Genomic DNA, 12454 nt, shown 5'->3' on the forward strand with positions numbered 1-12454 from the left:
CGGGGCCAAAGCCCAGGCGCTCCATCACGCCGGGCCTGAAGCCTTCAATCAGCGCATCCGCAGACTCCAGAAGCTTCCATGCGGCTTCGCGGCCAGCTTCGGATTTGAGGTCCAGCGCGATGGACTTTTTGCCTCGGTTCTGTGCCATGCGCGGGTAGTGCGAGGCCACAGCGTGATCGGCGCTGCGCTCAATCAGGATGACCTCGGCTCCCATGTCGGCCAGCATCATTCCCGCAAACGGGGCGGGGCCAATGCCTGCGAATTCAATGACGCGCATGCCTGTCAGGGGGCCTTGAGGTTTTTCGGGGTTCATTTCGTCTCCTTTTGAGGTGTGAGCATTTGATCTTGCTGTGCGCGCTGCTTTTGACCCCGTCCATTTGAAGTATGTCCAGCTGCGCCGGGGTCAGAACACTGTGAGCTTTACAACAAAGTGGAGACAAAAATCATGTTCAGGCTGGATGGAAAAGTGGCGCTGGTCAGCGGTGCCGGTCGCGGTATGGGCTTTGGGATTGCACAGGCGCTGGCCACACAGGGCGCACATGTGGTGGTCAACGATTTTCATCAGGACCGCGCAGAGAATGCCGCCGCGCAGCTGCGTGATGCAGGCTTCAAGGCTTCGGCTCAGGCCGCTGATCTGACGGATCGTGCCGCCATCTTTGCCATGGTCGAGCGCATCAAGGCCGAGGTCGGCGTGGTCGATATCTTTGTGCACAACGCCGGCATTCCGGCGCAGGGATGGGGCTACACACCGTTTCTGCAGTCGCCCGAGTCGGAGTGGAATGCCTGGTTATCACTCAATCTGCACGGGCTGATGCATGCCTGCCAGGCCCTGCTGCCGGCCATGCAAGACCAGGGCTGGGGCCGCATTGTGGCCATCAACTCCGACGCGGCCCGCACGGCGACTGGCATGGGCCTGTGCGCCTACGGTGCAGCCAAGGCGGCGGCCATTGGCTTTATCCGCAATCTGTCGGGTGAAGTCGGCCCACATGGCGTGACGGCTAATGCGCTGTCGCTGGGCACTATGAACAACTGGGAAGGCTCCGAAAAAATTGCGAAAAAGGGGACTTCCGTGGGCCGCGCCGGGTCGCCCCAGGATGTGGGCGGGGCGGTGACCTATCTGGCATCTATCGAGGCGGAGTGGGTCAACGGCCAGGTGTTGCCCGTGAACGGTGGCGGTCTGGTGGCCTGAGCATCAAAGCTGCTCCATCAACAGCCTTGCAGGTCTTGAGGCCTGCAAGGCTTTTTTGTTTCTGCAGATGGTGAAAACAGTCACGCAGGCGACAAATTCAGGGCTGATATTGCGGTGAGCAGCTGCTTCGCGTGCAGATCAGGCGGGTTTTTGGGCTCGATGGCCGCTAGCCATGCATCCGAGCCGGTTTTGGGTCGTTTTTCTCATAGTCTGCCCCTAGTCTGAATCAAGTAGGTTTGGCGGGAATGCGTATGGCAATCTGAATAAGGATTCGACAACAACTTGGTGATGTGAGGTAGTCAATGGAGGCTTTGATCTTTGACCATGTCCGTACCCCCCGGGGCAAGGGCAAACCGGATGGTGCGCTGCATGAGGTGACGCCGGTCTGGCTGGCGGCCCAGCCGCTGCTGGCACTGCGCGAGCGCAACCAGCTCGACACCAGCGTGGTGGACGACGTGGTCATGGGCTGCGTGGTGCCCGTGGGCGAGCAGGGCGGCAACGTGGGCCGCATGGCCGTGCTGCAGGCCGACTATGCGCAAAGCGTGGCGGGCGTTCAGCTCAATCGCTACTGTGGCTCGGGTCTGGAGGCGGTGAGCTTTGCGGCCGCCAAGGTGATGGCGGGGCAGGCCGATATGACGATTGGTGCAGGTGTGGAGATGATGTCCCGCGTGCCAATGGGCTCGGACGGCGGTGCCTGGGCGCAAGACCCGCAACTGGCCAACAAGACTTATTTCGTCATGCAGGGCATCTCTGCCGATCTGCTGGCATCGCTGCGCGGCCACAGCCGCCGCGATCTGGATGCGTATTCGGCCGAAAGCCACCGCCGTGCGGCCAAGGCCTGGGCAGAAGGGCGCTTTGACAAGTCTGTCGTGCCGGTCAAGGACTTCCTGGGCATGACGCTGTTGGAGAAGGACGAAACCATTCGCCCCGAAACAACGGTGGAGTCGCTGGGCACACTCAAGCCCGCATTCACCGAAATGGGCCAGAAATACGGCTATGACAGCGTGGCGCTGCAGCGCTATCCGCAGGTCGAGCAGATTCAGCACCACCATCACGCGGGCAACAGCTCGGGCATTGTCGATGGCGCGGCGGCGGTACTGATCGGCACGGCTGAGGCCGGTGCCAAGCAGGGCATGAAGCCCCGCGCCCGCATTCGCGGCTTTGCCAGCATTGGATCCGAACCCACGTTGATGCTGGACGGCCCCAGCTACGCCGCCCGCAAAGCGCTGGAGCGTGCACGCATGCAGCCCTCAGACATTGATCTGTGGGAGCTTAACGAGGCCTTTGCCACCGTGGTGCTGACCATGATGGAAGAGCTGAACATTCCCCATGACCGCATGAATGTCAACGGCGGCGCGATCGCCATGGGCCATCCGCTGGGGGCCACAGGCGCCATGATTTTGGGGACGGTGCTCGACGAGCTGGAGCGCACAGGCAAGCGCACGGCGCTGATCAGCCTGTGCGTGGCTGCGGGCATGGGCTCGGCCATGATCATCGAACGCGTGTGAGAGAGGGAAGAGTCATCATGACAACAGACATCATTCGCTATGCGGTGGACGCCGACGGCATCGCCACGCTGACGCTGGATTACCCCGGCAAGACCATGAATGTGATCGATCAGGCTTTTATGGACAGCCTGGACGCCTGCATTGAACGCATGAAGGCCGACGCCACGGTGCGCGGCGGCATCATCACCTCGGGCAAGGACAGTTTTGTGGCCGGTGCCGACCTGATGGGCATGGAGGCCAATATCGATGCCATGGCTGATATGCCCATCGAGCAGCTGTTTGAATCCTGCGCCTCACTGTCCAAGCTTCTGCGCAAGCTCGAAACTCTGGGCAAGCCGCTGGTAGCCGCCATCAATGGCATGGCGCTGGGCGGCGGCTATGAAATCTGTCTGGCCTGCCATCACCGCATTGCCGCAGATGCGCCGACTGTGATGGTGGGCCTGCCTGAAGCGCAAGTGGGTCTGCTGCCTGGTGCGGGTGGCACGCAGCGCCTGCCACGCATGATCGGTATTCTGGCGGCCCTGCCTTATCTGATGGAGGGCAAGCAGCTGCAGGCCGTCAAGGCCAAGGAAGCTGGTTTGGTCGATGATGTGGTTGCGCCTGAGCAATTGCTGGTTGCGGCGCGCCAGTGGCTGCTGGCGCATGACTCGGCCACTCAGCCTTGGGATGTCAAAGGCTTTCGCATTCCCGGCGGCGGCCCGCTGGATCCGCGTGTGGCCCCGGCCTTTGTGGTGGGCAACACCATGCTGCAGGCCAAGACCTTTCACAACATGCCAGCGCCGCTGTGCATTCAGAGCTGTATCTACGAAGGCTGCCAGCTGCCCATTGACAAAGGCCTGCGCATCGAGAGCAAGTACATGGCCACGCTGTCGCGCAGCCCTGTGGCGCGCGGCATGATTCGCACGCTGTTCGTCAACAAGACCAAGGCAGAAAAGGGCATGCACCGGCCCGCAGGTTTTGAGCCTTTTACATGCCGCAAGCTGGGCATGATTGGCGCGGGCATGATGGGTGCAGGCATTGCGCTGGTGGCGGCGCAACGCGGCATCAATGTGGTGCTGATAGACCGCGAGCAGGCAGCAGCCGCCAAGGGCAAGCAGTACGCTGAAAAGGCGCTGGCCAAGCTGGTAGATAAGGGCCGCCAGACCCGCGAGAAGGCCGATGCCATTCTGGCGCGCATCACGCCCAGCGCCGATTACGAACTGCTACGCGACGCCGACATGGTGGTCGAAGCCGTGTTTGAAGACCGAGCCATCAAGACCGAAGTCACGAAGAAACTGGACGCCGTTCTGTCGCCGACTTGCGTGCTGGCCAGCAACACCTCGGCCCTGCCTATCAGCCTGCTGGCGCAGGCCAGCGAGCGTCCTGATCGCTTTATCGGTCTGCATTTTTTCTCGCCCGCGGACAAGATGCCGCTGGTGGAAGTCATTCGCGGCAAGCAGACATCAGATGCCACGCTGGCACAGGCGCTGGACTTTATTGCCCAGCTCAAGAAGACGCCCATCGTCGTCAACGACAAGCGCGGTTTCTTCACCAGCCGCTTCATCGGCGCGTTTGTAGACGACGCCATTGGCATGGTGGCCGAAGGCATTGCGCCTGCGCTGATCGAGAACTGCGCCAAGCATGCGGGCATGCCCGTGGGGCCGCTGGGCATTACCGATGAGCTGTCCATAGACCTTGCCAAGCACGCAGGTGAGTCGCAGGCCAAAGAGTTCCCTGAGGACTACAAGCAGGGCCGCTCGGTGCCCGTGATCAACAAGCTGTTTGATCTGGGGCGTCTGGGCCGCAAGGTGGGCAAAGGCTTTTATGACTACGACGAAAGCGGTAGTAAGCGCATCTGGCCTGGTCTGGCCGAGCATTACCCGCTGAAAAGCCTGCAGCCTAGCGCACATGACCTCAAGCAGCGCATTCTGTATGTGCAGGCCGTAGAGGGCGCTCGTGCCATGGAAGAGGGTGTGCTGCTGGCACCGGCCGATGGTGATATCGGCTCGATTCTGGGTGTGGGTTTTCCGGCCTATACCGGCGGCCCTTTCTGCTTCATTGACGGCGTGGGCCTGCCCCAGTTCGTCGCGGAAGCCGATCGACTGGCCGAGCTGTTTGGCGAGCAACTGCGCCCGCCACAACTGCTGCGTGATATGGCCACCAAGGGTCAGACCTTCTACGGCAAGACCGCAAGAGCCTGATGCAGGCTGAAGGGGCGAGCAGCGCTCGCCCCTGGTTCAGATATTCATCCGATAAATAAATCAATGGAGACAAGCCATGGATGAAATTTTTGATTACATCGTCATCGGTGCGGGCTCGGCGGGCGGCACCTTGGCGGCAAGGCTCAGCGAGAGCGGTCAGCACAAGGTTTTGCTGCTGGAAGGCGGCGCCAGTCACAAGGATTTGCTGGTCAGCATGCCTTCGGGCTGGGGGCAGATGATCAACAACCCCCGCTATTCCTGGGGGCACGAGACAGAGCCCGAGCTGCACGCGGCCAGCCGCCGCATCAGCCTTCCGCGCGGCAAGCGTCTGGGCGGATCGTCCTCCATCAACGGCATGATTTATATCCGTGGCGACCGGGTCGATTACGACAGCTGGGCCGAGCAGGGGGCAACGGGCTGGAGCTATGAGGAGCTGCTGCCGTACTTTGTGCGTACCCAAGACCAGCAAAGTGATGAGGAAGCATTTACCAAGCCCTGGCATGGCCGGGGTGGGCCGCTGACGGCCAGTAATTTGAAGAACCCGCACCCGGTATCGCTGGCCATGGTGAAGGCCGCTGTTCAGGCCGGCATGCCGGCATGCACAGACTTCAACAACGGTCACCCGGATGGTGCGGGGCTGTTTCAGGTCAACCTCAAAAATGGCCAGCGTTCATCGGTGGCAAAGAACGCCATTGAGCCCGCCATGCAGCGGCGCAATCTGGATGTACGCATGCAAGTGCTGGTCACGCGCATCGGTCTGGATGGGCAGCGTGCTACGACCGTGCACTGGAAGGACAAGGCGGGCGGCAGCCACAGTGCGCGTGCGAACCAGGAAATTTTGCTATGCGCCGGCGCGCTGCAGTCGCCGCAGTTGCTCATGCTCTCGGGCATTGGTCCGGCAGAGCATCTGCGCGAGATGGAGATTGAGGTCAAGGTCGATCTGCCCGGCGTGGGTGCGAACCTGCAGGACCATGCCATCGCGCCCATGTCCTGGCGCATGAAGGCGGGTACGCCCAGCCTCAACCAGTCGTTTCGCGGCATGGGTATTGGCGCTTCGCTCATCAAGTACTTGCTGACCAAGCAGGGGGCCATGGCCATGCCTGCATCTGAATTTGCAGCCTGGTTCAGCAGCGATCCCAGCCTGCCTTACAACGATATTCAGCTGCATGGCCTGCCCGTGACGGGCGATATCGAAGGCTATATGCAAAGCGGCAAGAACTACCGCACTGAAGCCTTTCCGGGCATGACGCTGGCGCCGTATCAGGTGCGCCCGTATTCGCGCGGTGTGCTCAAGCTCAAGAGCAGCAAGCCTGAAGAGCTGGCCAGTGTCCGCATGAACTTCTTGCACGACGAGCGCGACCGCAAGGCCTTGCTCTACGGCGTGCGTATGGCTAGCAAGATTGCCCAGCAACCCGCTCTGGCGGGGCTGATCGAGACGCCAACCCGCCCCACGCCGAACCTGCAAAGTGATGAAGAACTGCTGGACTGGATTGGTATGTATCTGGGCTCGGGTCATCACGCCAGCGGCAGCTGCCGCATGGGGCAGCCCGACGATCCCATGACTGTGGTGACGCCGGACCTCAAGGTCAAAGGCGTGCAGGGCCTGCGCGTGATTGATGCCTCGGTCATGCCGCATCTGGTGTCGGGCAACACCAATGCCGCATCGGTGGTGATTGGTGACAAGGGGGCAGATCTGGTGCTGGGCTTGCTGCCGCCAGCACCCAAGCAGTGGGATGTGTCGGGCCTGATGGCTGCGACAGTGCTGAGTTCGATGGGCGCGGCTGAAGTGGTGTGAGCCTTAGGGCAATCTGTGGAGACAAGAAAAAATGAACTTTGATTTCAGTGATGACCAGAATACTTTGCGTACCGAGATTCGCAAATTTCTGACCAAGGAATCACCACTGACGCAGGCACGCGCACTGCTCGAAGGTGAAGGCAGTTATGCCCAAGGCGTGTGGAGCGGCATGGCGCAGCTGGGTGTGACCAGCCTGATGCTGCCCGAAGACTGCGGCGGCATTGGTCTGGGAGCCATGGAGATGTGCGTGGTGGCCGAAGAAGTGGGCCGTCAGCTCAGCCCCGTGCCACTGGCCTCCACCATGTATCTGGCCGTGCAGGCCTTTCTGCTATCAACGCAAGAGCAGTCACCGCAACGTCAGAAATGGCTGCAGCCTGTTTCTGGTGGAAGCATTGGTTGTCTGGCCGCACCCACCGATGGTCAGAAGCCTCTGGCCGATCTGCCCGTGTTTGATGGCAAGACCTTGAAGGGCGAATGCCTGCTGGTGGCCGACGGCATGGCGGCGCAATGGGGCGTGGCACTGGCGCGTAATGCGGCTGGCGCTGATGTGCTGGTGGCCTTCCAATTCGATACCTCGGTGCAGCGCAAGGCGCTCAAGACACTCGACCCTTCCAAGCCCTATGCATCTCTGAGCTTTGGCGGCACGGCTGCCGAGTTGCTGGATAGCGCGGCCAGCGCCGCTCAGGTGCTGGCCCGTGTGCGCAATCGCGCCGCCGTGATGCTGGCGTTTGAGCAACTGGGCGCGGCCGATGCGGCGCTGGAGATGGCCGCCGCCTATGCCAAGGAGCGCAAGGCTTTTGGCCGTGCCATTGGCTCCTACCAGGGCATCAAACACAAGCTGGCCAACCTCTACACCAACAACCAGCTGGCGCGTGCCCACTGCTACTACGGCGCATGGGCGCTGACGGCAGACATGGCTCAGGCCGCTGGTGCGCCCGAGCTTGCGGGCGCCGCTGCGGCTGCGCGCGTGAGCACGACACAGGCACAGTCCGATGCGGCGCAGGAAAACCTGCACACCCACGGCGGCATGGGCTACACATGGGAGCTGGACTGCCATCTTTTCTACCGCCGTGCGCGCCAGCAGGCCGTGGAGCTGGGCAATATTCACGCTTGGCGTGAGCAGGTGGCTGCTGAGCTGCAAAAGCGCATGGATGAACCTGCGCAAGAGAAGGTGGCTCAAAGCATGGCAGAGGGTGACAGCCAGTCCATGGACTTTGAAGACACGCCCGAAGAAGCCGCCTTTCGCGCCGAATGCCGCGCCTGGCTGCAGCTCAATGCCGAACCCAAGGCCAGCGCAGATGACTACTTTGGCCGCGACATGACGGCTGAGCAGCGCATGGAGGCTGCGCGCATCTGGCAGGGCAAGAAGGCAGCAGGCGGCTTTGGTGCCATCACCTGGCCCAAGGTGTTGGGTGGCCGTGGCGGCACGCCCATGCAGGAGCTGATCTGGCGCCAGGAAGAGGGCAAGGTCAAGGTGCCTACTGGCATGTTCAACGTCAGTCTGGGCATGGTGCTGCCTTCGGTCATGGCCCATGCCAGCCCCGAAGTGCTGGGTAAGCATGTGGCGCCAGCGCTGGGCGGTAAAAACCTCTGGTGCCAGCTGCTGAGCGAGCCCGGTGCAGGCTCTGATCTGGGCATGGTGCGCACCCGCGCCGAACGCGCCACGGATGGTCGCGAAGGCTGGCTCATCAACGGGCAGAAGGTCTGGACTTCTCTGGCGCAGTTTGCCCAGTTCGGTCTGGTGCTGACGCGTACCAACCCGCAGGCGTCCAAGTTTGAAGGTATGAGCACCTTCTTCCTCGACATGAAGTCGCCCGGCATCACCGTGCGCCCCATCCGTCAGGCCGGCGGCGAGTCTGAATTCAACGAAGTCTTCTTTGAGAACGTGTTTGTGCCCGACAGCCAGTTGGTGGGAAAGCTGGGCGGTGGCTGGAAGGTCACACTGACCGGCTTGATGGCCGAGCGCCTTGCCATTGGCGGCGTAATGCCCGCCGAGCTGTGGCGCACCACGGCGGGTCTTCTGGCGGACTACGAATTTGAAGGCCAACCCGCGCTGCAGGATGGCCGTATGCGTGAACGCTGGGCCGATCTGTACCTGAAGGAGCAGGCGCTGTGGCTGCTGCAATGCCGTGCGCTGACGGCGCTGAGCAAGGGGCGCCAGCCCGGGCCAGAGATGAGCGGAGCCAAGAACGTGGCCGCTGCGGCGCTGCAGGCTTTCAGCTACTTCGCCATCGATTTGCTGGGTGAGCGCGGCGTGCTGGCTGCCAGCGAACTGGGCGAGCGCTTTGCCATGGTCGAGCGTCTGTGGTTCGGCTCTGCCGGCATGCGCATTGCGGGTGGTACTGACGAAGTGGTGCTCAACAGCATTGGCGAGCGCGTGCTGGGTCTGGCCCCCGAGACCCGCACGGACAAGGATGTGCCTTTTTGCGAACTGGTTGCCTAAAGACGGCTGCTTTGTAACGCGTACGAATTTTCATCGATGAACCGCAACGGAGATTGCGGGTTTTCAGGAGACAGGAAATGAGTGCATCTGCTGCGGCCATCGTGCCGCCAAACGTGGCGATCAAGGCTGCCCCAGTCAGCAATGTGACGGGCTGGCGTCGCCATTACCTGTTGTTTGTGCTGCTGCTCGTCTATGGCATGAGCATGATTGACCGCCAGATCATGGGTGTGCTGATTGAGCCCATCAAGAAAGAGATGGGCGTCTCGGACAGTGCCATGGGCCTGCTCACCGGTCTGGCCTTTGCGCTCTTCTACAGCATTCTGGCCGTGCCCTTTGGCCGCTTTGCCGACCGCACCAACCGTCGAAACTTGATTGCGTGGTGCTGCGGCGGTTGGAGCATTGCTACGGCTTTGTGCGGCATGGCGGTTGGCTTCTGGAGTCTGACCGCCGCACGTGTGGGCGTAGCCGTAGGTGAGGCCGGTAGCACGGCAGCATCAACCACCATGATTGCTGATGTGTACCCGCCAGAGCAACGCAGCCGCGCCATGAGCGTGTTCAGCCTGGGTCCGCATCTGGGCTCGCTGGTCGGGCTGGGTGTGGGGGCGTGGATTGCCCAGCACTATGGCTGGCGCGCCGCATTTTTGTGGCTGGCCGTGCCCGGTGTGCTGATTGCATTGGTGCTGCGCCTGACTTGCCGTGAGCCCCTGCGCGGTGCGCAAGAGGCATTGGAAAAGCGGGCTGCAGCACAGGCGGTGGCCGAGAAATTCTCGGATGTGATGAGCGCTTTGCGCCGCAACAAGGCCTTTGTGGGCCTGGGCCTTGCGGGCATGGTGATGGCGTTTTCAGGCTATGCGATTGGCATGTGGAACACCGCATTTCTGGTGCGCTCTCACGGCCTGCAGCTCAAGGATGCCGGGGCCATCATGGGTTTTATTGGCGGACCGGGTGCGATTTTTGGTGCCTTGCTCAGCGGCTGGATTACCGATGTGATGGCCAAGCGTGATGTGCGCTGGCAGATCGGCATTCCGATGCTGGCAACGCTGATCTCGATTCCGCTGGGGCTGGCGTTCTACCTAGACGACTCGCCCGAGAAGTGGGTGGTTGCGGGTCTGCAGATTCCGCATGCGATTGTCTGGTATGGCCTGTTTGCGGTGTTCTCCAGCTTTTGGGCGGCGCCTGCTTTTGCGGCGCTGGCCAATGTGATTGCATCGTCGAGTCTGGCCACGTCGCTGTCTATCTATAACCTGCTTCTGACAGCGGTGGGCGGTGGTCTGGGCCCGCTGACGGTTGGTCTGCTCAGCGATGCCTTTATCGCTCGCGCTGGCAATGAATCATTGCGCTGGGCACTTGCATCAATGCTGGCTTTTTATGTGCTTGGGGTGCTGGCCTATGCCTGGAGCATCAAACCTTATGCGCGGCAGATGGCTGCAAAAAAGATAGCTTGAAGCGCTTATTCATAAGGCGCTTGAGTATGGTTTAGCGCATGAGGGCGTGGCTTGCAACTGAGGAAAACTGCTGTAGGACAACACCCGGTTATCGGCGAATATCAGCGCCCGGAAACTTGGGTGTTTGCTCTCAGGGTCTGCCCTCAGTTCAAGTGGACGATGAATGCAGCGGTTGCGCACTTGACGATGACGCCGTCGTCGAGCATGCCGCAGCGCATCGGATTTGAATCAATTAGAAAGACGGAGACAAAGACATGAAACGGACTTTCAATCTGGCAGATATTTTCGAGCTGGTGGTGCAGGCCGTGCCGGAGCGCATCGCCTTTGGCTGTGGCGAGCAAAAGCTCACATTCAGCCAGCTCGACGAGCGCGCCAACAAGCTGGGCAATGCGCTGCGTGCGCGCGGTATTGGTCGTGGCGACAACGTCGGCATTCAGCTCTATAACTGCGCGGAATATCTGGAGGCATTTTTCGCCTGCAGCAAGATTGGTGCGATTCCCGTCAATGTGAATTACCGCTATGTGGCCGATGAGCTGCTGGGGTTGTTCAATAGCCTTGACCTGCGTGGTCTGGTCTATGGCGCAGACTTTGATGGCGCAGTATTGGAAGTCATCCCTCAAGTGCCAACGCTGCGCCTGGCGCTGCGTGTGGGAGAGGCGCGTGAAGGCTTGCCCCAGGTGGTGAAAAACTACGAGCAAGTGCTGGCCGAAGGCGGCTCTGTGCTGAGCGACCCGGACCGTAGCGATGACGATATTTTCATGCTCTGCACGGGCGGAACGACGGGCCTGCCCAAGGGAGTAATGTGGCCGCACAAAGCGCTGTTTATGGGCGCATTAGGCGGTGGTGGCTACTACTTCCGTCGCCCCCCGATTGAGGTGCCTGAAGAGCTGCTGCAACTGGTTCCCAATGGCCCGGCGCTGGCCTATCTTGCGGCGGCTCCGCTCATGCATGGCGCGGCCATGTGGGCCACGTTGATCAGCCTTTTCTCGGGTCACCCGGTCTATGTGAATGACCGCAAGAATTTTGACCCGGTGCATATGCTGGATCTGATCGAGCGTCACAGCATCAACGTGATGGCCGTTGTGGGCGATGCGATGGCGCTGCCCATCATCCAGGCGCTGGAGAGTCATCCAGGTCGCTGGCCGCTCAAGTCGCTGATGGTTTTTGGCAATGGTGGAGCAGTGTTCTCACGCCATCTGCAGGAACGGCTGCTGGTGCAGGTGCCGCATCTGATGCTCAACAACAGCATGGCCAGCTCTGAATCTGGCGTGGTGGGCGGCGGCGACAAGACGCCCGAGAGTGCCGGGCTGATGAGGATTGCGCCGCGCGCGGATTTGAGCGTGATCTCTGAAGACCTGCGCATTCTGAGCCAAGCCGGAGAGGAAGGCATTCTGGCGCGCAGCGGTCACACTCCTCTGGGCTATTACGGCGATCCCAAGAAGACTGCGGAGACCTTTGTGGTGATTGATGGCCGCAGCTGGGTGCTGACCGGTGACCGCGCCCGCATCGAGGCGACGGGCGAATACATGGTGCTGGGCCGCGGCTCTCAATGCATCAACACCGGCGGTGAAAAAGTCTATCCTGAGGAAGTGGAAGAGGCGGCGCGTCGCTACCCGTCTGTGCAGGACGTAGTGGTGATCGGTCTGCCCGACGAGCGCTGGGGCAGCAAGGTGGCAGCCGTGGTGCAGGTGCAGCAGGGTCAGACGTTTGACTTGCAGGAGTTCGAGAAGGTGTGCCGCACCAATCTGTCGGGCTACAAGGTGCCGCGTGCCGTGTTTGTCGCGTCCGAAGTCAAGCGCAGCCCCGCAGGCAAGGCCGACTATCGCTGGGCCAAAGCCTTCGCGCAAGACAACCCGCCACTGACGGCTGCTGCGCTGGCCTGATCACGGAGCGC

The 12454-nt window shown here is 61.3% G+C and carries 8 protein-coding genes; 7 read left to right on the forward strand and 1 reads right to left on the reverse strand.

Features of this window, described 5'->3' with window-relative positions; genetic code table 11:
• Positions 1 to 277: CoA transferase (locus RSF91_RS16005; protein ID WP_332569393.1), on the reverse strand; the 277-nt coding region annotated here is incomplete at its 3' end.
• 168 nt (positions 278 to 445) lie between these two features.
• On the opposite strand from RSF91_RS16005, the gene RSF91_RS16010 reads away from it, so the two are divergent.
• From RSF91_RS16010 to RSF91_RS16040, 7 genes are all read left to right on the forward strand, one after another.
• Positions 446 to 1189, forward strand: a complete 744-nt coding sequence (locus RSF91_RS16010; protein WP_332569353.1) for an SDR family NAD(P)-dependent oxidoreductase — start codon at positions 446 to 448, stop codon at positions 1187 to 1189.
• 302 nt (positions 1190 to 1491) lie between these two features.
• Positions 1492 to 2697, forward strand: coding sequence for an acetyl-CoA C-acetyltransferase (locus tag RSF91_RS16015; protein ID WP_332569354.1), 1206 nt, complete (start codon positions 1492 to 1494; stop codon positions 2695 to 2697).
• A 17-nt stretch (positions 2698 to 2714) separates the two neighbouring features.
• Complete coding sequence (locus RSF91_RS16020; RefSeq protein WP_332569355.1) at positions 2715 to 4877, forward strand: 3-hydroxyacyl-CoA dehydrogenase NAD-binding domain-containing protein; 2163 nt, start codon at positions 2715 to 2717, stop codon at positions 4875 to 4877.
• A 76-nt stretch (positions 4878 to 4953) separates the two neighbouring features.
• Positions 4954 to 6672, forward strand: a complete 1719-nt coding sequence (locus tag RSF91_RS16025) for a GMC family oxidoreductase (RefSeq protein WP_332569356.1) — start codon at positions 4954 to 4956, stop codon at positions 6670 to 6672.
• 31 nt (positions 6673 to 6703) lie between these two features.
• Complete coding sequence (locus RSF91_RS16030) at positions 6704 to 9115, forward strand: acyl-CoA dehydrogenase (protein WP_332569357.1); 2412 nt, start codon at positions 6704 to 6706, stop codon at positions 9113 to 9115.
• Between the two features lie 77 nt (positions 9116 to 9192).
• Positions 9193 to 10560, forward strand: coding sequence for a spinster family MFS transporter (locus tag RSF91_RS16035; RefSeq protein ID WP_332569358.1), 1368 nt, complete (start codon positions 9193 to 9195; stop codon positions 10558 to 10560).
• A gap of 254 nt (positions 10561 to 10814) precedes the next feature.
• Complete coding sequence (locus tag RSF91_RS16040) at positions 10815 to 12443, forward strand: AMP-binding protein (RefSeq protein WP_332569359.1); 1629 nt, start codon at positions 10815 to 10817, stop codon at positions 12441 to 12443.
• Positions 12444 to 12454: the final 11 nt, after the last annotated feature.

This window comes from Comamonas sp., from assembly GCF_036643215.1.
In the GTDB taxonomy this organism is placed as follows: Bacteria; Pseudomonadota; Gammaproteobacteria; order Burkholderiales; family Burkholderiaceae_C; genus Comamonas.

Coding starts and splice junctions, on each gene's coding strand:
- RSF91_RS16010 (WP_332569353.1), top strand. CDS start 446: ATGTTCAGGCTGGATGGAAAAGTGGCGCTGGTCAGCGGTGCCGGTCGC.
- RSF91_RS16015 (WP_332569354.1), top strand. CDS start 1,492: ATGGAGGCTTTGATCTTTGACCATGTCCGTACCCCCCGGGGCAAGGGC.
- RSF91_RS16020 (WP_332569355.1), top strand. CDS start 2,715: ATGACAACAGACATCATTCGCTATGCGGTGGACGCCGACGGCATCGCC.
- RSF91_RS16025 (WP_332569356.1), top strand. CDS start 4,954: ATGGATGAAATTTTTGATTACATCGTCATCGGTGCGGGCTCGGCGGGC.
- RSF91_RS16030 (WP_332569357.1), top strand. CDS start 6,704: ATGAACTTTGATTTCAGTGATGACCAGAATACTTTGCGTACCGAGATT.
- RSF91_RS16035 (WP_332569358.1), top strand. CDS start 9,193: ATGAGTGCATCTGCTGCGGCCATCGTGCCGCCAAACGTGGCGATCAAG.
- RSF91_RS16040 (WP_332569359.1), top strand. CDS start 10,815: ATGAAACGGACTTTCAATCTGGCAGATATTTTCGAGCTGGTGGTGCAG.